Origin of the sequence: Alteromonas sp. CyTr2, from assembly GCF_947311905.1 — a bacterium.
In the GTDB taxonomy this organism is placed as follows: Bacteria; Pseudomonadota; Gammaproteobacteria; order Enterobacterales; family Alteromonadaceae; genus Alteromonas; species Alteromonas macleodii.
Map to the genome: position 1 here is coordinate 1 of NZ_CAMZMZ010000048.1, position 20,677 is coordinate 20,677.

Annotated in this window: 23 protein-coding genes; 8 read left to right on the plus strand and 15 right to left on the minus strand. The window is 45.4% G+C overall.

Annotation, left to right across the window (positions count from 1 at the left end):
* Positions 1-184 precede the first annotated feature (184 nt).
* The 9 genes from QME20_RS17940 to QME20_RS17980 form a co-directional block, all read right to left on the minus strand.
* On the minus strand, positions 185-1,693 hold the full coding sequence (locus tag QME20_RS17940; protein ID WP_281716352.1) for a diguanylate cyclase: 1,509 nt from the start codon (positions 1,691-1,693) through the stop codon (positions 185-187).
* 169 nt (positions 1,694-1,862) lie between these two features.
* The gene (locus tag QME20_RS17945) at positions 1,863-2,603 is read right to left on the minus strand and encodes an HAD-IA family hydrolase (protein ID WP_281716353.1); all 741 of its coding nucleotides are present in this window, start codon (positions 2,601-2,603) and stop codon (positions 1,863-1,865) included.
* A 20-nt stretch (positions 2,604-2,623) separates the two neighbouring features.
* The gene (gene xerC / locus QME20_RS17950; protein ID WP_281716354.1) at positions 2,624-3,544 is read right to left on the minus strand and encodes a tyrosine recombinase XerC; all 921 of its coding nucleotides are present in this window, start codon (positions 3,542-3,544) and stop codon (positions 2,624-2,626) included.
* A 5-nt stretch (positions 3,545-3,549) separates the two neighbouring features.
* Entirely contained in the window at positions 3,550-4,245 is a 696-nt protein-coding gene (locus tag QME20_RS17955) for a DUF484 family protein (RefSeq protein WP_014975351.1), read from the minus strand.
* Positions 4,242-5,072, minus strand: coding sequence for a diaminopimelate epimerase (gene dapF, locus QME20_RS17960; protein ID WP_110289021.1), 831 nt, complete (start codon positions 5,070-5,072; stop codon positions 4,242-4,244). Before dapF ends, QME20_RS17955 begins: the two co-directional genes overlap by 4 nt.
* Before the next feature lie 35 nt (positions 5,073-5,107).
* A complete protein-coding gene (gene lysA / locus QME20_RS17965; RefSeq protein WP_014975352.1) occupies positions 5,108-6,358 on the minus strand; it encodes a diaminopimelate decarboxylase in 1,251 nt (416 codons plus the stop codon).
* Complete coding sequence (locus tag QME20_RS17970; protein ID WP_014975353.1) at positions 6,358-6,594, minus strand: lipoprotein; 237 nt, start codon at positions 6,592-6,594, stop codon at positions 6,358-6,360. The genes lysA and QME20_RS17970 overlap by 1 nt, the downstream gene beginning before the upstream one ends.
* Before the next feature lie 12 nt (positions 6,595-6,606).
* Positions 6,607-7,674 (minus strand): MJ1255/VC2487 family glycosyltransferase, encoded by a 1,068-nt coding sequence (locus QME20_RS17975; RefSeq protein ID WP_014947853.1) that lies wholly within the window; start codon positions 7,672-7,674, stop codon positions 6,607-6,609.
* 1 nt (position 7,675) lies between these two features.
* Positions 7,676-8,194, minus strand: a complete 519-nt coding sequence (locus QME20_RS17980; protein ID WP_014947854.1) for a phosphatase PAP2 family protein — start codon at positions 8,192-8,194, stop codon at positions 7,676-7,678.
* A 352-nt stretch (positions 8,195-8,546) separates the two neighbouring features.
* Between QME20_RS17980 and rraA the strand changes: the two genes are divergently transcribed.
* Positions 8,547-9,032 (plus strand): ribonuclease E activity regulator RraA, encoded by a 486-nt coding sequence (gene rraA / locus QME20_RS17985; RefSeq protein ID WP_014947855.1) that lies wholly within the window; start codon positions 8,547-8,549, stop codon positions 9,030-9,032.
* A gap of 117 nt (positions 9,033-9,149) precedes the next feature.
* Here the strand turns inward: rraA and QME20_RS17990 are convergent, their stop codons facing one another.
* The 3 genes from QME20_RS17990 to mpl all read right to left on the minus strand — a co-directional run bounded on the left by QME20_RS17990 (position 9,150) and on the right by mpl (position 12,024).
* Complete coding sequence (locus QME20_RS17990) at positions 9,150-9,959, minus strand: S1/P1 nuclease (RefSeq protein ID WP_239241650.1); 810 nt, start codon at positions 9,957-9,959, stop codon at positions 9,150-9,152.
* Between the two features lie 2 nt (positions 9,960-9,961).
* Entirely contained in the window at positions 9,962-10,594 is a 633-nt protein-coding gene (locus tag QME20_RS17995; RefSeq protein WP_014947858.1) for a flavin prenyltransferase UbiX, read from the minus strand.
* A gap of 71 nt (positions 10,595-10,665) precedes the next feature.
* Complete coding sequence (mpl, locus tag QME20_RS18000; RefSeq protein WP_281716355.1) at positions 10,666-12,024, minus strand: UDP-N-acetylmuramate:L-alanyl-gamma-D-glutamyl-meso-diaminopimelate ligase; 1,359 nt, start codon at positions 12,022-12,024, stop codon at positions 10,666-10,668.
* A gap of 311 nt (positions 12,025-12,335) precedes the next feature.
* Here mpl and QME20_RS18005 point away from each other — a divergent pair, with 311 nt between their 5' ends.
* The 4 genes from QME20_RS18005 (at position 12,336) to QME20_RS18020 (ending at position 15,576) form a co-directional block, all read left to right on the plus strand.
* The gene (locus QME20_RS18005) at positions 12,336-13,313 is read left to right on the plus strand and encodes a class 1 fructose-bisphosphatase (protein ID WP_014947860.1); all 978 of its coding nucleotides are present in this window, start codon (positions 12,336-12,338) and stop codon (positions 13,311-13,313) included.
* Between the two features lie 130 nt (positions 13,314-13,443).
* On the plus strand, positions 13,444-13,974 hold the full coding sequence (gene ppa, locus QME20_RS18010; protein WP_014947861.1) for an inorganic diphosphatase: 531 nt from the start codon (positions 13,444-13,446) through the stop codon (positions 13,972-13,974).
* A gap of 141 nt (positions 13,975-14,115) precedes the next feature.
* A complete protein-coding gene (locus tag QME20_RS18015) occupies positions 14,116-14,601 on the plus strand; it encodes a DUF3299 domain-containing protein (protein WP_014947862.1) in 486 nt (161 codons plus the stop codon).
* A gap of 27 nt (positions 14,602-14,628) precedes the next feature.
* The gene (locus QME20_RS18020; RefSeq protein WP_281716356.1) at positions 14,629-15,576 is read left to right on the plus strand and encodes a dihydrodipicolinate synthase family protein; all 948 of its coding nucleotides are present in this window, start codon (positions 14,629-14,631) and stop codon (positions 15,574-15,576) included.
* Here QME20_RS18020 and QME20_RS18025 read toward each other — a convergent pair.
* Positions 15,573-16,271 carry a 2OG-Fe(II) oxygenase gene (locus QME20_RS18025; RefSeq protein WP_278343646.1) on the minus strand — a complete coding sequence of 233 codons (699 nt, stop codon included), beginning with the start codon at positions 16,269-16,271 and terminating at the stop codon, positions 15,573-15,575. The genes QME20_RS18020 and QME20_RS18025 overlap by 4 nt on opposite strands.
* Positions 16,272-16,293: 22 nt before the next feature.
* Positions 16,294-16,713 (minus strand): thioesterase family protein, encoded by a 420-nt coding sequence (locus tag QME20_RS18030; protein ID WP_156077736.1) that lies wholly within the window; start codon positions 16,711-16,713, stop codon positions 16,294-16,296.
* A gap of 213 nt (positions 16,714-16,926) precedes the next feature.
* Here QME20_RS18030 and QME20_RS18035 point away from each other — a divergent pair, with 213 nt between their 5' ends.
* The 3 genes from QME20_RS18035 to QME20_RS18045 all read left to right on the plus strand — a co-directional run bounded on the left by QME20_RS18035 (position 16,927) and on the right by QME20_RS18045 (position 20,229).
* Positions 16,927-17,403, plus strand: coding sequence for a hypothetical protein (locus QME20_RS18035; protein WP_281716357.1), 477 nt, complete (start codon positions 16,927-16,929; stop codon positions 17,401-17,403).
* An 11-nt stretch (positions 17,404-17,414) separates the two neighbouring features.
* Positions 17,415-18,650, plus strand: a complete 1,236-nt coding sequence (locus QME20_RS18040; protein ID WP_281716358.1) for a S41 family peptidase — start codon at positions 17,415-17,417, stop codon at positions 18,648-18,650.
* Between the two features lie 76 nt (positions 18,651-18,726).
* Positions 18,727-20,229: an Hsp70 family protein gene (locus tag QME20_RS18045; protein ID WP_281716359.1), complete on the plus strand. Its 1,503-nt coding sequence runs from the start codon at positions 18,727-18,729 to the stop codon at positions 20,227-20,229.
* Positions 20,230-20,306: 77 nt separating this feature from the next.
* Here QME20_RS18045 and QME20_RS18050 read toward each other — a convergent pair whose 3' ends face one another.
* The gene (locus QME20_RS18050; RefSeq protein ID WP_012516741.1) at positions 20,307-20,474 is read right to left on the minus strand and encodes a hypothetical protein; all 168 of its coding nucleotides are present in this window, start codon (positions 20,472-20,474) and stop codon (positions 20,307-20,309) included.
* Positions 20,475-20,677: the final 203 nt, after the last annotated feature.

The window sequence follows — 20,677 nt, forward strand, 5'->3', positions numbered from 1 at the left end:
GGCTGTCGCTTGTCGAATACGATTTACTATGCGACAGTGGAAAGCTGCACTCAAATGGTACAGCTCCATAGTTGACGCAGCCTGGGCCGGAGGCATATGAAATTAAATTCGTGGGGATCCCTCAGGGTCAGAGTACATTTTCGTCTTCAGGGGTTTTTGAGCGATTAAATGTACTCTGACCCCATTATTTGAGGGTTATTGTGTTGCCGCCTTTTTCTTTTGATGCGTAGAGTGCGCGGTCGGCGCGCTGAATGAGCGTCTCGAGTGTATCGCTTTGCTGCATAAGAGTGACGCCGAAGCTCGATGATAATGACACTTCTGAAATAATGATTGCGTTTATACCTTCACGTACCTTTTCCACCAAATTAAGGGCGTTTTGCTCGTTGATATTAGGCAGAAGCAGTACAAATTCGTCGCCGCCGAAACGGGCAAAAACATCCGCTTTACGCACAATATCCTTCGTCACCTGACTTAAGCGGCGCAATGCATTGTCGCCGTCTACATGGCCTAATTCGTCGTTAATACGTTTAAACTTATCTAAATCAAACATAACGAAATAGAGCGAGCTTCCCGATTCACGGCTCTGAGCCATTTCAAGTGCGCTGCGCTGGGCCAAATACTCCCGCGTATAAGCTTGGGTTAAGGTATCCACAAAAACACGGTCTTTGAGCAGAGCATTGTCTGCTTGTAACTGAGGAATGGCTATACCAAACAACGCGTTGGCTGCAATAACGTTGAGTGCAAACTGATACACTTTGACGTAATCCATTAAGGCGAATATATGCACTAGCAAAACAATACATAGGCTGCTTATTGCAAGGCTTATAACATTGCGCTTCGTACTTTCAGTACACGCTATCCACATGTGGGTAATGGCGAGAAAAAAGATAGCAAATGCACTGTCACGAGACTGGGTAAGTTTTGCCAGTAACATGACGAATAGTATGAGGGCCAAATTGATTGCCACTTTCTTAAAGTAGCTGTGTAAATCGGATGAAGCGCAGTTAGAAAATGCCAAGAGGTCTATTTTAGAAGCCACACTTATTTTTACTAACAAGCCAGCAAAAAGAGGTGCAAGCACAACAACACCAGCCATATCCCCTATCCAAAAGGGCAGCATCGCATCTTCAATATCCGCCGCTGACATCTGATTAGTGAGAACAAGTGAACCAATGACAAGTTGCGTGGCAACTAACGACGAAATACAGCCGATAATTAAGAACGAGACGATTAATTGGGGTGTGGTGACGTCGGGTTTTCTCAATAGATGGCCGAGAACACTGGCTCCTGCATAGTAAGGAAGCATATGTGCAACGCCGAATAACACGCCGCCCCACATCATTTCTACGTTACTTAACGGCAGCGAGTAGTTATGACCATTCCAGACGGTAATCGCAATGGCGGCCACCATAATAGGCACTACCGCGCGCCAACCTAAAACTAAGAAGCATGCAAGGGTGTAGCCTGCCGCAGGAAACCAAACACTGGCGTGTTCAGTGTATTCAACAATGCGTCCAATTTGCCATATGGCAATCCAAGACAAGATAATAAATACATCTTGATACAAGCCAGACAGTGGCTTAAACGGCCAAAAAGAACGACCTGTCTCGGCATGTTCATGAACATTCGAGGTTGGCTTATCTACCTTGGACGCTTGTTGCGACCTTGACTTCGAGATAGCAGGTTTTTCCATGAGGACACAAAAACTACGACTTCAGTTTTCAGTGTATAATGAGTGAGCGTTAAAATCTATACACCCTAAGTGCGGCTCTCTAGACCTTTAATAATGCGGTTTATCCAAAGGTTCACATCCCGCAAAACGAAAGCGTAGTAAAGGTCTGTATTTTAGGGATAAATAGCGCCTAGACAAATTGAATAAGCTCTTCTAATGAATCAAGCTGAACGTGTGGAAGTACTGAAACGGATTCAAATTTCAACTGCATTGGACGATTACATGCAAACCAAGCCGACTGATAGCCGGCATTAATGGCACCGAACACGTCTTTAATAATATTATCGCCCACATGTAAAATGTGCGACGGCGTTACCTTTACCAGTGAGGCCGCTTCATCAAACATGTTTTGAGCAGGCTTCATGGGCCGTTCCACACTGGCGTGTAAGATCGCCGTGAAATAACGGTCTAACCCTACTTTTTGCGCGTTTACATTGCCGTTAGTAATACCAACGAGCGGTAAATGCTGGCTAAGTTTATCGAGGGTGTGGTGAACATTACTGGCTAATGCAAAATCGCTTCTTGCGTCATAAAAACAATTAAAGCAGCCGTCTACAGCAGCACGTAATGCAGTGTCTTCTGTAGGGACTATTGATAACTGGTTTGCTGGCGTGCCAGATAGTGCAGCGCTTAATACAACGCGACGAAGCTGCCCCATATCAGAAGCCAACCGCGCGTCTTTGGCGATAGCCGCACGTTTAAGCTGTAGCCAATCAAGCGATGTTAGCTTAGCCGCATGTTTGTGATGTTCAGCAATATGCGCTTGAAGGGCTTGCTCTGCGCGTCGAATAATGGGTTCATTATTGTAAAGGGTGTCATCAAGGTCGAAGGTCATAGCCTCGACGTTATTGATAGACCTGAAAAACTGCATTGGGAAACCTTCTAGTAGCGTTATTTCTTATGTGCGCGAGGGTGAGCCGCGTCATAAACATTAGCGAGATGCTGAAAATCCAGATGGGTATAAACTTGTGTTGTTGACAAGTTAGCATGACCTAATAGCTCTTGAACCGCACGCAAATCTCCGCTGGATTCTAATACGTGCGTAGCAAAGGAATGGCGCAGTTTGTGAGGGCTTACTTTTTGTGACAGCGACTGTTCGCTTGCCATTTTATCGAGGCGATTAGCGACTTGTCGATTGGATATGCGGGTTTTGCGCTTACTCACAAAGACCGCACTTTCGTAAGGTGATGCGTAGGCAGGGCGTACCTTTAACCACGCGTTAAGTGCTTTTTGTGCGTGTCGGCCTAACGGAAGTATTCGCTGTTTACTTCCTTTACCCATGACCTTCACCGTACCGTCCTTTAGACAGTCGGCCAAATTAAGCCCTGTCAGTTCGCTCAAGCGCAGTCCACAGCCATAGAGTAGCTCAAACATAGCCACATCACGTAACTGCATACCCTCATCGTCGTCACTGCTTCGGGGGGAGGCATTAAGAAGCTGCTGCATTTCATCCACGCTTAGTTGCTTAGGCAATGGCTTCCCTTGTTTCGGAGCTTGAATACCTTCTACAGGGTTGCTGAATAGTTGCTGATGATAGATAAGATATTGGCAGAAGGTTCTAAGTGCCGATAGGCGCAATGCTATACTGCGCGGGCTGTGCCCTGACATCTTTGCATCAGCCATTACCCGCTTTATGTCGCTTGGCGTTAGTCCCGACCACTCGTAAAGCCCAAGTAGCTTTGCAACTTCGGTAAGCTGGCGCTGATAATTTTTGATAGTGTGAAGAGATAACCCACGTTCTACCTGTAGATGTAGCAGAAACTTATCTAGCCATTGCTGGCAAGGTTCGCTTATCAATGCGTCCGTAGACACTACACCTAATATCCCATCATTTCAGGCAAGATGATATTAAGCACTTGCTGAAGCTGTTGAAGTAACAAGGTGTCCATATCTGGGGTGAAGTGGCTGGCGTCACTGCTGCTAATACCTAAAATACCGAGTTCACGGTTGTCACCAAGCAGCATTAGCGCTACAGACTCCGCAGGGCTTTCTCCGAAAAGAAGCTGGCGTTCGTGCTGAGATAATCGACCAAAGAAAAAGTTGGTATTTTTAAAGCGTTTTTCAGTAAATAAACGTTGCTGTAGTTCGGGGATCGCGTGCGGACCTTTAAAGCTTTTAATGACCGCCGACGACAATTGTAAACGCTCTTGAAGCACATCTTCCAAAGTAAACTGAACTTCGGCAACACTTTCACAGCGCAGAAGCTGCACGTTTAAATCGGTGTAAACGCGATATATTTTTTCGTTTTGTTTAGCGATGCTCACCAGCTGATTGAGTTTAAAATTAAGCTGCCTAACTTTCTTTCGAAGCTGATCGCTTTGAATTTCTACCAGTGAAACACTGCCTTTCTGCTCGTGGGGAAGCTTAATTTTTTCAAGAAGGTCGGAGTGCTCGGCAAAGAACTCAGGGTTTTGTAACAAGAACGCGCGCACATCGGCACTCGACAATTCCGTTGTGTCGTTAAATGGCTCAATCAATTGCGTAGCGTTAGACTGCCCTGATAATTCGCTCATAGATTTATATGTCCGTCGTACACGTGCTCAGCAGGCCCTGTCATTTTTAACACGTTATCTGGGCCAGGCCAGCGTATACGTAAACTGCCTCCGGGTAAGTCCACCCGCACGTCTTTTCCTAATTTACCCTGAATCTGGCCAATTGCAACCGCTGCACAAGCGCCGCTACCACAGGCCAAGGTCTCACCTGAACCTCGTTCAAATACGCGAAGTTTAATATGTGACTCATTGATTATTTGCATAAAGCCAACGTTTACGCCTTCAGGGAAGCGTTCGTGCTTTTCAACAAGCGGACCAATCTCGGCCACATTAGCAGTATCAACGTCGTCGACTTCCATCACGCAATGTGGGTTACCCATCGATGCCGCACCAATGAATAGCGTGCTCTCGCCGACTCGCAATATGTAGGTGTTTTCTTGCTTATTGGCTTTAAGTGGAATATTCGCAGGTTCGAATTCAGGTTTACCCATGTTCACAGTAACCTGACCATCTTTCTCAAGATACAGCACCATTTTTCCAGCTTTGGTGCTTACGACAATTTTGTTGCGATTAATGAGACCTTTTTGCTTAACAAAACGTGCGAAGCAGCGCGCGCCATTGCCACACTGTTCTACTTCCGAACCATCCGCATTGAAGATACGATAGTGGAAGTCTTGCTCAGGATCGTAAGGCGGTTCCACCATCAACAGCTGGTCGAAGCCAATGCCGAAGTTTCGGTTAGCCAGTTGCTGAATTTTTTCTTTAGAGAAAAAGACGTTCTGAGTAACGTTATCAATAACCATGAAATCGTTACCCAAACCGTGCATTTTAGAAAATTGAACCTGCATTAAACGCGCATCTATCTTGTTAGTTTGTCTCTAGTTTACGGAAGTTTGTACTCACCTTGCCAGAGATCTTTTTGTTTTTCTCTTTCGCGAACCACAATTGCTTTGTCACCGTCTACCATAATCTCGGCTGGACGACAGCGACTGTTGTAGTTTGACGCCATAACAAAACCATAGGCACCGGCGCTGCGAACTGCAAGTAAGTCTGTTGGTTCAATGGCTAATTCACGATCTTTTCCTATAAAGTCACCAGTTTCACACACTGGGCCTACCACATCGTAGATACGTGGTGTTGCCGTAGTTTCTTCTTTTACAGGAATAATTTTTTGCCATGCTGAGTAAAGTGCAGGGCGTAATAAATCGTTCATTGCAGCGTCGACAATGGCGAAGCTTTTTTCTTCACCTTCTTTAATGAATTCAACTTCGGTAACTAAAATACCAGCGTTTGCTGCAATAGCGCGGCCTGGCTCAAGAATAAGCTTTAGGTTTTCTCGGCCTACCATTTTTTCAGCCATGGCTTGTGCATAGGCTTTAGGATGAGGTGGTTGCTCGTTGTTATAAGTAACGCCAAGACCACCGCCCACATCTAAATGTTCAATGATAATGTTGCGTTCAGCTAATTCATCAATAAGCAGAAGCAAGCGCTCCAAGGCGTCTACAAATGGGCCGATTTCTGTGAGCTGCGAGCCGATATGGCAGTCCATACCAACAACATTTAAATGAGGTAGCGATGCGGCCAATTCATAGGTAGCAAGCGCTCGCTCACGGGCAATACCGAATTTATTTGCCTTCAAGCCTGTAGAAATATAAGGGTGAGTTTTGGCATCCACATCCGGGTTTATGCGCAGTGAAATAGGGGCTTTCACGCCCATTTCGCCTGCAACCTGGTTAATTCGATGAAGCTCTGGCTCTGATTCTACGTTGAAACACATGATGCCTTGTTCTAGCGCATAGCGAATTTCATCATGCTTTTTACCAACGCCTGAAAATACTACCTTACTTGCATCGCCACCGGCCTCGATTACGCGAGCGAGTTCACCTGCTGAAACGATATCAAAGCCTGAACCTAATTTGGCTAGAACGCTTAATACACCGATGTTCGAATTCGCTTTTACCGCGTAACACACAAGGTGAGGGTGCTCACCAATGGCATCATTAAATGCGTGCCAGTGACGCTCTAATGTTGCACGTGAATAGATGTAAACCGGCGTTCCATGCTGGGCTGCAATATCAGAAACAGCCACTTGTTCAGCATGAAGCTGACCTTGGCTGTAGGCGAAATAATCCACTAGTTCAGCTCTCCAGAAGTAGTTGCGGGTGAAGTGTTATTGGTGTCAGAGTCGGCGCCGGTTTCTGCATTTTCAGAAGACGCTGGTTCAGCAGACGTGTTTTGTGCAGGCGCCTCAGGAATGTAGAGCGCCCCTTTGTAACCACAGCCACATAATGCTGTGAGTGTTAGCAAGAAAACAACTGACTTTTTAAGCACGAAAAATCCCGCGAAGAATACGACAAATGCCGCTATCATCGCATTGCGGCGTTAAATTGCAAGAGCCAATAATCGTTCTTGTGTTTTATCGCCATATCGAACGTTTTTCCAAAGCGCATCGCACAGGCTTTGTGTATCAGAAAAGTCTTTGTTTTTAAGCCAATCGATAAGAATGTTGGGGTTGTCTGGAAAGGCAATTGCTTCGTTGTCGGGAGCTTCTAGCCACTCTTCAACAATGTCGGTATCAAGTTGAAACAGGGTGTGGCATAAATCCAATTTATTTAATGTAAGCACATTCGATAGTTGCTCAAACTGGCCGTGTAAAGGTTTTATAAGCAGCTTCTTGCCCAGTTGAAGTGCCTCACTCGATAGCTCAAACCCCCCATTGGCGATTACGCCACTGGCGTGCTGTAGGGCTTTTTGAAAGTGCTTCTTAGATGTAGGGTGCCAATGAATATGTCCCACTTCTTTCGCTTCATCGATGTTCGGGTGAAAGCATTCGAAAACCTGATCGCTTAGCGGTTCCAACATTTGTTGAACATCTTCAATATCTTCAAAAGGTAAGTAAACCAGAACGTGACCATTTCCCGAAGACACAATCGGCTTTTCTGCAACGAATGGCGGAATAATCGGTTGATTGAAGTGATACCAGTGCACACCTAGTTGAATCTCTGTTGGTGCAAACACTTTCATTAGCAAGGAATCGAAAATCGTGTTGCCACTTTTAGGGACGTCGTAGGCAAATGCAGCCTGATGGCTAATCGAAATAGAAGGTAGACCTTGCTGTTTAGCTGCCCACGCCGTAACGGGCTCAAAGTCATTGACCAGCAAATCGTAGTTGCTGGTATCAAAGGCTTTCACGTCTTTAATAAACTGGCTTACATTTGCATCTTTAACGGTCGCCCATTTATCAACCCGGCCTCCTTTGGTGATAAAGCTCAGGCCAGTAAAGGTTCGGTATTCTCCGAATATTTCCATGTCGAAATACTTCTCAGGGGGACGACCGGTAAATACAAAGTCAACGTTAATGTCATCGCGCTGTGCCAGTGCTGCAGCCATTATTCGTGCACGGGCGATGTGTCCGTTACCGGTGCCTTGCACACCATACAATAATCTCATGCTACCCCAGAATAGAAATGCTCAACGTTGCTATTGTAACGCCTAAAAGTGTCCCTGCGATCACGTCTGACGGGTAATGAACACCCAGTAACACACGTGAAAGACCAATTAACGCGGCCCAGCTGTAAGCCAATACCGCAAACGACGGATAATAATGAGCCACTATGCTCGCCATCAATGTGGCTGCTGCCGTGTGGCCTGAAGGAAGAGAGAATTTATCAGAAGGCGTGACATGTGCTGTTAAATTCATTAGAAAATCGCAAGGGCGAGGGCGCTTGAACATTTTCTTAAGCAGCACATAAATGGGTAATTCCAGCGCATAAGCCATCAGCGCTGTGTAGAGGAAAAGCTCACCGTGTTCAGGCTCAAATGCCCAAAGCAGCGCACCGATAACAAGGTACAGGTAACCATCGCCGGTTTTCGACAGCCAGATAATACTTCTGCAGTCTCTTTTTTGCGTCAGTTTGTACAGGCGATAAAACAAGTCAGTATCGTATTTGGTCAAGGATTTAATCAACATCGCCTTGTCCCCTATCGGTTAATTACTGCACAGGCTAAAGTTCATCTGTGACCAGTGGGTGACGAAAAAAAGAAACTTTTTTGACAGCGAGCCTCGCTTTTACTTTTTCTTTTGTCCTGGCGAACAGATATTGGGAATGGCTGTAAAAGACAAAAAGCTAAGCAAAATATGTGCTCATTTTGGGGAGGGGAGAGCAAGTATTGATGAGTTTTAAAAAAAGTAGAAAATTCGACGAAAGGCGTTAAATCAAACGTTTGCATTGCCACATTTAATGCTATGCTAGTTTTAGAAGCGTAAGCAGCGCTTTGTTTTCACTTAATTTTAGTCTTCTCAATTTTAGTAAGGCAGAACGATGGAATACAACACATCTGAATTATGCGATTTGTTTGCTGATAGCGTAGACGTGGTAGATCCAATTTTCGCGAGCTTTGGTGGCCGGTATTCTTTCGGTGGTGAAATTACCACAATTAAATGCTTTGAAGACAGAGGCCTTATCGACCGAGTACTTGCTCAGCCCGGCGCTGGAAAAGTACTGCTTATTGATGGCGGTGGTTCTAGCCGTCGTGCACTGTTCGATGCATCCTCTGCTCAAGTTGCAATCGACAACGATTGGGAAGGGGTTGTGATATACGGCAGCGTGCGAGAAGTAGATAGCCTTGCCGAATTAGATATCGGTGTTTTGGCGGTAGCCGCCATTCCAGTAAATGCTGAGTGTGAAAGTATTGGTGAGGTAGACGTGCCCGTTAACTTTGGTGGCGTTACGTTTTTACCAGAAGATCATTTGTATGCTGATAGCACGGGCGTTATTCTCTCTCCTGAGCCGTTAGATTTAGACTAAACCTTTTGGGTTAGCCAAACGCTACTGGTAGCGAAATAAATGATTAATTAAAAAGAAAACGGAGGCCAAAAGCCTCCATTTTTTATCTTTTACTGCGCCAGCCAGGTTGAAGCGAGACTATTTATTCGCTTCTTCGAACACGCTGTTCAAATACATGGCAATGCGAATTCCCGCCATCTGCAAACGCTTTTTAGCAGTAGGCAGGTGGTTGTATAAGTAGTCATAGCTCATATTGTTTGCGTCATCAGGATAAATGGTATCGCGAATAGCGGTGCTTTCTTCAATCCACACCATAGGGTCGGTGGTGGCCCAACTGCGAATATCCTTAGCCGTAATAGCTTTTGTTAACCAAGACGTCCACTCTGAGTACGACAGGTCGCGCTGATCTAGCATTTGCGAGTCCCACACGCGGTGTAGGTTAGAGTCTTGCCAGAAGAAGCGCACTTTTACATCGTTACCGCCACGATCAGTTCCGTTTCCGGCATGAAGCGGCTGATGAAGGTCGCCAATAATATGCACAATGAACTGAAGGGCCAGACGCTTTTCTTCAATGGTGGCGGTGTCGCTTTTTAACGTTTCAGTAAACTGCTTTAACGCGGTAACCGCATCACCTTGCTTTGGTGCGCCAACTTCTTCGTAGGTCTTTCCTTCAGGTACAGATACATAGTGCCAAGGGCTAGCGGTTTTCTGCCAAAATTCGCTGGGGTCAGAACGCATTTCGTCAGCGTGAGTTGAGGCTTCAGCCAACGAACCGTGTGGTAATAACTCCATTAGTGCAGCTTGTGAAAGAGGGCTAAGATATTGCTCGGCAATAGCGCCAGTCACTCGGTGACCGGTTTGCCCCCATCCGAAAGCGGGTGATGAAATACACAATGTAAATAGCGTGCTCAGCGCAACTGCGCAAATCCTGTTTGCAAACGCGAACATGGTTAATCCTCAGAATGTTTGGAAGACTGGTAGCCCCATCTTGCGACAAGAGACTGCTCAATACCTAGGTGGTCTAGTATGCGCGCCACCACAAAATCTACCAAGTCATCGATAGTTTTAGGATTGTGATAGAAGCCAGGCGCTGCAGGCATAATAGTAGCACCCATTTGCGAAAGCTTGAGCATATTTTCTAGATGAATAGAAGAAAGTGGCATTTCACGGGGCACCAAAATAAGTTGTCCACGCTCTTTTAGAACGACATCAGCTGCGCGCTCAATAAGGTTGTCGCTAGCGCCAATGCTAATGGCCGAAAGCGTACCTGTAGAACACGGGCAAACCACCATTTTTGCGGGGGCCGCTGAGCCTGAAGCTACTGGTGAAAACCACTCTTCTTTGCCAAAAACCTTGATTTGGTCTGGCTTTGCATTGCAATGCTCGGCAAAAAACGCGGCTGCGTCTTCGGGTCGCCCGGGTATCTTGACGTTCTCTTCGGTGGCAAACACCACTTTGGCAGCGGAAGAGATTAATACATACACTTGGTAATCGGCGTTAACTAGCGATTTCAATAGTGTAAGCGCATAAGGCGCGCCCGATGCGCCTGTGATAGCAAGCGTGACTTGCTTGTCATGTTTCATTGTATAGCCTCTGTAGATGACAAGCATAATGCGCTTGTCTATCGGGTAACACTTCGTTTTATTCTGTCTATTTACAATTTGGACTTCATTTTCAGAGCGTCGAGTATTCGGCCATGAATGCCTTCAAAACCGCCGTTACTCATTACAAGAATATGATCGCCCGGTTGTGCTACGTTGCAAACGCCTTGAACGATCTTCTCTACATCTCTGAAGCAGTGCGTAGGCGCGTTGCTGTGCGCTACCGAATCGACTAACGACCAGTCCATGCCTTCAGGTTCATAAAGGTAAACCTCATCGGCTTTCTGCCATGAGTTTGCCAGCGTATCTTTGTGCACACCCATTTTCATCGTGTTAGAGCGCGGCTCTAGCACAGCCAAAATACGGGCATTACCCACTTTCTTGCGCAGTCCATCAAGTGTAGTCGCAATTGCAGTAGGGTGGTGTGCAAAGTCGTCATAAAGTGTGATGTTGTTTACTTCACCCTTTACTTCCATGCGACGCTTAACATTCTTAAAAAATGATAAGGCGTCTATGGCATCAGGTAAGGTAACACCTGCATGGTGGGCGGCAGCTATGGCCATTAAAGCATTGTCCACATTGTGTTGACCAACCAAAGCCCAGGTTACCGTTCCAGTTATAACGCCGTTATGTAATACATTGAATTCACTGCCGTCTTTCTTTAACAGTTCTGCATGCCACTCTTTGCCCAACGATTGGCGAGAAGACCAGCAACCTTTCTTGAGCATATCTTCAATTGCGGGCGTATTGTTAGGTGTAAGAATAAGCCCGTTTTCTGGCACCATGCGAACCAAATGGTGGAACTGGGTTTGAATAGCCCCAAGGTCAGCAAAAATATCTGCATGGTCAAACTCAAGGTTGTTAATTACCAAGGTTTTTGGACGATAGTGTACGAACTTAGAACGCTTATCGAAAAATGCGCTGTCGTATTCGTCAGCTTCAATGACAAAAAAGGGGCTTTCACCCACGCGAGCCGATACGCCAAAATTCTCTGGTACGCCGCCAATCAAATAACCGGGATTAAGACCAGCGTGTTCTAAAATCCACGCGACCATACTGCTAGTAGTCGTTTTACCGTGGGTACCTGATAACCCAATGACCCAACGATCTTTTAGTAAGTTATCAAGCAACCATTGTGGGCCACTGGTATAAGGAAGATTTCTATTTAACACGTATTCGACGGCGGGGTTACCGCGCGACATCGCGTTACCAATTACTACCATATCTGGCGCTGGATCAAATTGGCTTTCGCAATAACCTTCGGTCAACTCAATGCCTAATGCTTCAAGCTGGGTGCTCATGGGCGGATAAACGTTTTTATCAGACCCTGTTACTTTGTGGCCGAGTGATTTAGCAATAGCGGCGATGCCGCCCATAAAACTTCCACAAATGCCTAAAATATGTACATGCATAGCGCATTCTCAATGAATTATCATGTTATTGGGGTACTGTATCAGAACCCCGTGGCCTATAGATAATTCAATTTTAATCATTCAATAAATGCCTTAAGCCGTTGTAATACGCTAAACACCTAAGAATCTATGATGCGCAAACTGGTATGGTGTGTGTATGACATTTTACGGGCGTGTTCCACTTACCCAAGAACACGGTTACAATCTAACCACAGGTTTAAAACCTGTGTGTGCTTCAGACAAACGCCGGTAAGGAAAGCTGAGCGACTGGTAGCACAACACCCTACACACGAAAAAAAGGCTTACATTCAATGAAACGTTTAAATTCCCAATTGCAACAAGACGGTGCACCGCTTGAGTTAATTTTACTCATTCGTACACTGCTAGCGGGCTGTAAAGAAATTTCTTTCCGCGTGAGTCAAGGCGCACTTGCTGGCGTGCTCGGTTCAACCCTTTCAGAAAACGTACAGGGCGAAACACAGAAAAAGCTAGACGTTATCTCTAACCACATTTTAAAAGACACGCTAAGGGAATCTGGCTACGTAAAAGCCATTTCGTCTGAAGAAGAAGATGACGTTGTGCCGTGTAATCCAGACGGTAATTACTTAGTAAGCTTCGACCCGCTAGATGGGTCGTCAAACACTGAAATTAACAGCCTAATTGGTACTATTTTCTCTATTACCCATGCGCCACAGTGGATGAAACCAGATGATCCGTCTGCTTTCTTACAGCCTGGAACGCAGATGGTAGCTGCAGGCTATGTGCTGTATGGCCCGTCTACTATGCTGGCGTTGACGACGGGTCGCGGCACGCATATTTATACGCTTGATAAAACCCACGGTGGTTTCCTGCTTACTCACCCTAATATTCAAGTACCTGAGCAAACGTCAGAGTTTTCGATTAATGCGTCCAACCAGCGTCATTGGGAACCTGCAATGCAGGCATACATTGCCGACCTTCTAGCAGGTAAAGATGGCCCTAGAGGCAAAAACTTTAATATGCGCTGGGTAGCGGCAATGGTGGGTGATATTCATCGTTTGCTTTGTCGCGGTGGCATCTTTATGTATCCATTCGATAACAGGGACCCGTCTAAGCCAGGTAAATTACGCTTGCTTTACGAAGCTAACCCGATGGCATTCTTAATGGAGCAAGCAGGTGGAAAAGCAGAAACAGGCACTGGCCGAATTCTGGAAGTTATGCCTGAAGAAATTCATCAACGTGTACCGTGCATTATCGGCTCTAAAGAAGAAGTTGAGATGTGCTTGAGCTACAACGACAACGCGAAATAGCGAAAAAGCAGCAAAATTTAACGAAAAATAAAGAGATTAGTACGACATGGGTCGTAAAGCGTTTTTATTTTGCTGCTGTCACCGTATACTTAACCCAAAATTTCTTATACATCATTGAAAGGACCAAAGAATGAGCTTAAGTGCTATTTCTGCTGGTAAAAACGTACCAGACGAAGTAAATGTGATCATCGAAATTCCAGCACACGCTGACCCGGTGAAGTACGAAGTAGACAAAGACACAGGTGCACTATTTGTTGACCGTTTCATGGCAACTTGCATGCACTACCCAACTAACTACGGTTACGTGAACAACACGTTGTCTGAAGATGGCGACCCAGTTGACGTTCTAGTAATGACTCCGTTCCCACTACTTGCAGGTTCTGTCATTAAGTGTCGTCCAGTTGGCGTACTAAACATGACTGACGAGTCTGGTAAAGACGCAAAAGTACTAGCGGTACCAGTAGACAAGCTTTCTACTATCTATCGTGACGTTAAAGAAATTGCAGACGTACCTCCGCTTCTTCTTAAGCAAATTGAGCACTTCTTCGAGCACTATAAAGATCTTGAAGAAGGCAAATGGGTGAAGATTGACGGTTGGGCAGACGCTGCCGCTGCAAAAGAAGAAATTACCGCAAGCATCGCGCGTTTCGAAGCAGAATAATTCACGCTGCTTTAAATTGATGATACAAAGGGCTGGTGTAATACCAGCCCTTTTTGTATGTGGCTAAAAAGTGAAGATTGAAAACGACAAGCAAAAGCCGATACAAAAAAGCGAACAAAATACTCAACGATAGAGAGCAGTATGATCCACCATAAATTATCCATGACTTCATTGTTTGCTGTAATAATGATGGTTGTAACTTTCAACTCTTTGGCAGATGAAACTCCTACTGAAGTATACTGGGAAGACCTAGTGCCTGAGGGCTTTAATGAGCTCGCGCCACCTTCAGTTCAACATAATGGCGAGATGAGTCAGCTTCAGCCTGACGCACCAGTTGTCGATACCTTTGATGGTAAACGGGTGAAAATCCCGGGTTTTGTTGTGCCGCTAGAAGGTACGGCAGAGCTAACCACTGAGTTCTTACTTGTTCCATATTTCGGAGCCTGTATTCACGTACCACCGCCGCCGTCTAATCAAATTGTTTACGTAAAATTTGAAGAAGGTGTGCGCATAGATAATATTTACGATGCAATTTGGGTAACCGGCGAACTGTCGACTGACGGTTGGAAAGGCGACATTGCGTCTGTAGGTTACCGTTTGAAAGGCGAAGCCGTAGAAGGGTTTTAAGCATAAAACGTTTAAAAAGGATATCAGGTGTTTACAGGACTATCAGCGTTTCCCATTACTCCATTCAAACAAGAAGCTATTGATTACAAAGCATTTAAAGGGCTTGTTGAGAATTTGGCTTCGGCGAACGTAGATTCAATCTGCGCGATAGGCTCTACTGGGCTGTATCCTTATCTAACGCGGGAGCAAAAGTACGACGTAGCCAAACTCGCTGTCGACCACGCAAATGGCATTCCTGTTATGGCAGGCGTTGGGGCGCTGCGTACCTATGACGTGCTAAAAAACGTTGAAGCTGTGCAGCAAGCTGGTGTTAATGCTGTGTTGTTGGCACCGGTATCCTATCAAGTGCTTAACGAAGAAGAAGTGTTTGGCCTATATGAGGCCGTGAGTCACGAGGTATCTGTGCCTATCTGCGTTTACGAAAATCCTCGTGTGACTAATTTTACCTTCAGCGATGATTTATACCGCCGTATTGGAAAATTACCGAATATCGGAGCGATTAAAATACCCGGAACTCCATTTGCCAAAAGCGCAATGGATAATAGTTCTAGCAAGGATATCTCCCCCTCTGGAGCAAGCAATAGCGAAGGCGCTCGCCGATTAGCATCATTACGAGAGATAATGCCTGCACACATTGCTATAGGCGTGAGTGGTGATAGTTTTGGCGCAGCAGGAATGAGTGAAGGTTGTGACCTTTGGCTTTCCGTTATAGGGGGAATATTCCCGCGAACCGTAACGCGTATTATCGACGCCGCTCAGTCTGGTAATGCTGTTGATGCACAGGCTCAGTCACAAGCGTTAAGCGGAATATGGAGCATGTTTGCGCGCAATGGCGGCGGCTTGCGTGTGGTTGCAGCCGCGGCAGAAATTTTGGGCTATTGTGAAACTCCTAGCTTACCTGCACCCTTCTTACCTATCGACAAAAATGAGTACAGCGAGCTAGAGCACATCATCACGAAGTTATCGTTAAGCTAGCCCTGCGTATAAATCTGTTCAGCGCGGTTAAACAGAAGCCAAGACGTTAAAATGTACTTGTCGTTACTTTTTGGAATTTGGCCGCGATGCGTGTGAGTAAAATAGGCTGGCGCAATCACCATTCTGCCTGCTTTGGGCTTAACCGCGCGGTTTTGATAATAAAATTCCGTCTCGCCGCCTTCTTCCACATCATTTAAGTAGTACATAAACAGCAACACGCGGTGCAGCGCATCGTTATGTTGAAGCTGTGGATAGACTTCTGAATGCCAGTACGGGTAGCCACCATTGCCCGCGGTGTAGCGCTGTGCATTTACATCGCCAACCCGAAACAGGTAATTCACCAAATTAGCCAAATTGGGTTTACCCACTTCATCAAAATTTTCACCTGTTACTTTTACCGGTTCACCAGTTTTGGGATGGCGTACGGTCAAGCCTATAGGCCCAACAAGTGCAAAATAGTACTTTTCAATGTAGGAGACCAGCTGCTGCCCAGTGTGCTGCATCACTTGTTGAAATAAGTCTTTAAATTCCGGGTTGCGACTTATCGATACATCCATGCTGCGCTTTTTATCTAAGTCGACGCCACCACCGGTGCGGCCTTGAGACAAATTAGGGCTGCCTTCAAAGCGTTCCATGAGTTGTTTGCACAGCTCTGGTGGTAACACATCATCAATAACTTCAATTAAATCGCTCATGGAGACCTCGTATTGCGCTCTGTTACTTAGTTGGTATTTCTTTGAAGTGTGACTGTAGTTCTGATTTCACTTCATCTGGTATAGGCGCAGAGCGCTGTGTTTTATAGTCAAAATGTACCATGGTGGTAATGCCTGTTGAGCACAGCTTATCGTCTTGCCATAACTCTTGAAACACGTCGAATGCACTGTTGCCTAGCCGGCTAATGTAGGTTTTAACCGTCACAGGTTTGCCATAAAAAATTTGAGCTAAAAAATCGACTTTGTAGCTGGCTAAAATTAACGGCCAATTTTGTAAGTCTAGTTCAGGGGTAAACATTCTGAAAATAGGCTCTCTGGCTGCTTCAAACCAAGCGACTAATGCTGTGTTACTTACATGCTGTAAGGCATCTGTTTCACAAAAACGTACGTCGAATGACGTAACTAATGGTACTGAATGGCTCATATTTTTTTAGTAGGGTTCTTTGTTTATTTAGCTTTCACTCTAGCATTATGCCGCAGCTATTTCAGTCATTTATCAAAGACCATGTAACTCAGTTGGAAAACATTTTTAACACCTAACCAAAACTTACATATTCAAAAATAAGTTGATTTGTGAAAATTTTTGCGCAAATATTTTCATAAATGAATTTGAAGAAAAATCACAAGGTGCCTATTTATGATCAGAAGTCCTCAGTTTGGCGCGATACTGTTGCGTGCTAGCGAGCTTATTGCAACTCAAGGCCAAGAGGTATTTGAAGCGCTTAATATTAGTCTGCCTGCAAATCGTATTTCTCTGGTACTGGCGATTCATACTCAAGGGCCTCTTTCGTCAACTGAGTTAGCAAGTCACATTGGTCTTTCACGTCAACTTATTGAAAGTCGGTTGAAGCAAAGTGTTGCAGACGGCTTTTTTGTTTCTGTGCCCGATGAACGAGACTCGCGAAAGCGCGTGTACGATATTGCGCCTAAAGCAAAGGCCGAGGCGGCGCAGATAGTGACGATAATGCAAGAATTTGAAGACGTATATGATGCCCTTTGGGAAGAAATAGAGGTAAATCTTGAAGCCTCTCTTAAAACCATGGAGCAGGCGCTAAAAAAACAATCGCTTCTTACGCGCTTAAATGAACAATTTCCTTATCACTCCAATTCATAATAGGGAACATTATGATTTATCTAATTATTTTATTGTTGTCACTACTTCTTCCGCTAAGCAGCTGCGCACAAAGCCAGGGTTTCAATACGAAAGAAAGCTGGCAAGCCTTTGTTCAAACTGTTGAAGATAACTACGCCTACTTAGATACGGCACCTACCGACTGGGAAGCTTTAAAAGCGTACTACCAACCCCTCGCAATAAACGCGACAACGCAAGAGGAGTTTGTCGACGTATTGCAGGTGGTGAAGCAGTTTTTTATCGACCCGCATTTTAACGTATCACCGCTAAACGAAGCGGACTACAGCGTCACGCCAACGGGGTCTGATATTTGGGTGGAAAAGCAAGGCGATGACTTTGTTATAACACGTATTAAAGCGGGCAGTGCTGCTGCCAATAGCCAGTTAGCCTTAGGTGAAGTGATTGTGGGTATTGACGGCGAGTCTACTGAAGCCGCAATACATCGCGTTTTTGGAAACACATTGCTACCGCTTACTGACGCACATAAAACGTGGGCGGTTAATGTGGCTTTAGGTGGGCGTCGCAATCAAGAGAGGCACATTGAAGTGGCGTCTGATTTTGATGATGCCAAACGCGTGCTATTAGCAGCTAGCTACGACGCTATTAATCTACTTCGAACAAAAGCCCCTCTGATAGTTAAGCAGAAAGAGGGAATCGGGTACATCCGCTTTAATAATAATCTAGGTAATTCTGAAACCGTTCGTGCGTTCAAAGAAGCTCTTGAGTCACTTGAATCAACACAGGGGTTAGTGATTGACCTGCGTAATACGCCGAGCGGGGGAAACACTGGTGTAGCTGAGCCTATCTTGGGGCACTTTGTAAATGCCAAAACCGCATATCAAGGTTACAAAATTCAAAATGCGGGAAAACCCTACCAAGAAGCAGAGCTACACTTGGCCTATGTTACCCCTTCATTACCTTATTACAGTAAGCCAGTAGTGGTACTCGTTGGTCATTGGACCGGCAGTATGGGAGAAGGTATGGCTATTGGCTTTGATGCCATTGGTGCAAAGGCGGTAATCGGCACACCCATGGCTGATTTACTTGGCGGGATAAATCAATTTCAACTACCTGAATCGACCATAACTTTAGAGCTGGGTTTTGAACGTCTTTACCATGTGAACGGCTCATATCGAGAGGACTTTGTGCCCCAGGCAGTATCTTGGGACGGGCATACAGCCAGTGACTCAGAATTAAATGCTGCAATAGCTCTGTTAAAAGCAATATAGCTCAATTACATACAAAGCTAGAAAGCACTTTCGTATTTACTTACAATCCGCTTCTAACTTTTTGAGCGAACATACTATGACTGCGATTGGGATTGACTACGGTACATCAAATTCTGAGGTTGTGTATTTTGATGGAACGGCCCATCAGCACATCAAACTCGACCCGTTAGATAAGAAGGGCAATAAAATCCGTTCTTCGGTGTTCATCTATTTTGAAGATGAACTGCCGCCGCCTCCTGATGCCATGGTTGAAGCGAAAGTGGCGCAGTTACAGCGCGTTATCAGTGAGCAAATAGATAAGGCGAAGGACGGCTATTATTCGGCAAAAGATCCAAAAGAACAGGCGATGTATAGCGACCGTATCGACTCGCTGCGCGGTGATTTGCACAACAAGCCTGCATTACAGCGTAAAGCTATTGCGCAATTGATGCATGCCATGTCGCTAGACGAAATCCCTTTGCTGCGGTTGGTAGAGCACGGTAAGTTTGCGTTTGGTGAAGAAGGGTTTAGACGCTTTCTTAAAATGCCTGATAAAGGCCGTCTAATTTATTCACCTAAGAACTTTCTAGGCGCCTCGCTAGACGGTGACCAAAAACAAGCATTCATCGGTATTATTGCTAAGCAGCTGGCCTATTTTAAACAGTGTGCAGAGCAACAGCTAGGCAAGGCTGTTAATAATGCAGTTATTGGCCGTCCTGTTAAGTTTCACGGCACCCGCGGTGAAGAGGGGAACGCGCAAGCCATTCAAATTATGACTGAAGCGGCGATGAAAGCCGGGTTTACAGGGGTTAATTTCCTAGATGAACCTATCGCAGCGGCGTATAAAATTGAGCAAACCCTACCAAGGGATACCACTACGCTGATTGTCGATATTGGTGGGGGGACCACGGATATTTGCTGTATTAAGCTTTCCCCAGAGCGTTCAAATCAGCTTGATCGCAAAGATGATGTTCTGTCGGTAACAGGCAGACGATTAGGCGGTATGGATTGCGATAAAAGCTTGGTGCTTAAGGCTATTGCCCCAGAAATGGGAATGGGCCTTAAGATGATTAACGGGCTTCCTGTTCCTCCCACGTACTTCTCTGACATGTGTGCGGTTGATAACATTCCTGCTCTTACTCGCTTTTTCTCTGACGATTACGGGTTAGATATTTCTCAAACCATGTCTGTGATTAAAGAGCCAGCCCAACTAGAACGCTTGCTTATTGTTCAGGAGAACAAGTTGTCTGCCCGTGTGGTGAACTCGGCTCGATTAGCCAAGGAACTACTGTCGAGTAAGCAGAACATTACCTTGCCGCTGCACTATATCGAAGATGATTTTGACGTGGAGATTTCGCAAGACTCGCTCAAAAAGGCATTAAAACCTTGGCTTGATAAAGTGAAAGCGCTAGTGGTGGAATGCTTGGAAAACAGCAGTGAAAAGCCAGAAGTGGTGATGATCACAGGAGGTATGAGTTTATCGCCAATCGTCGTTGATGCGCTATATGAAAACCTACTTACCGGTTTACCTCGATTAGAGAATGACGCTTTCAACTCGGTGTGCGAAGGATTAGCTATTCAAGCGGCGAAGCACGCTTAACCTTTTCTATTCTTTTTTCGATATGAAAAACACTAAGCCTTAGCGTAGTAGCCTTTACTACGCTAAGGCTTTTTTGATCAGTGCTTAAGGATATTGTGTTCTTTTAGATAAATCGCGATGGCCTCAGGCGACTCGAAGGCTTTTAACAGCATTTCTTGTGCGCGTGCTTTCACATCATTGTCTTCTGATGATGACAGTAGGTGATACCATGTTTTCACTAAGGCTAATGGCGGCGTTTGGTTCATTAGTTGTCGCTCCAGCAATTCTTACTGCAAAAATACACAAAAATCATCGTAACGTATGATTTGCCAATACAAGCTCTGACCAGCATGGAAAATCGTGTAAATAAACGTCATCGCGCACTTCTTACAAGCTGCTGTGTAAATTACACAGCAACAAAATAGAAAACGAGTGCGCTTTACGCTAACGGATTTACCTCGTTACCGGC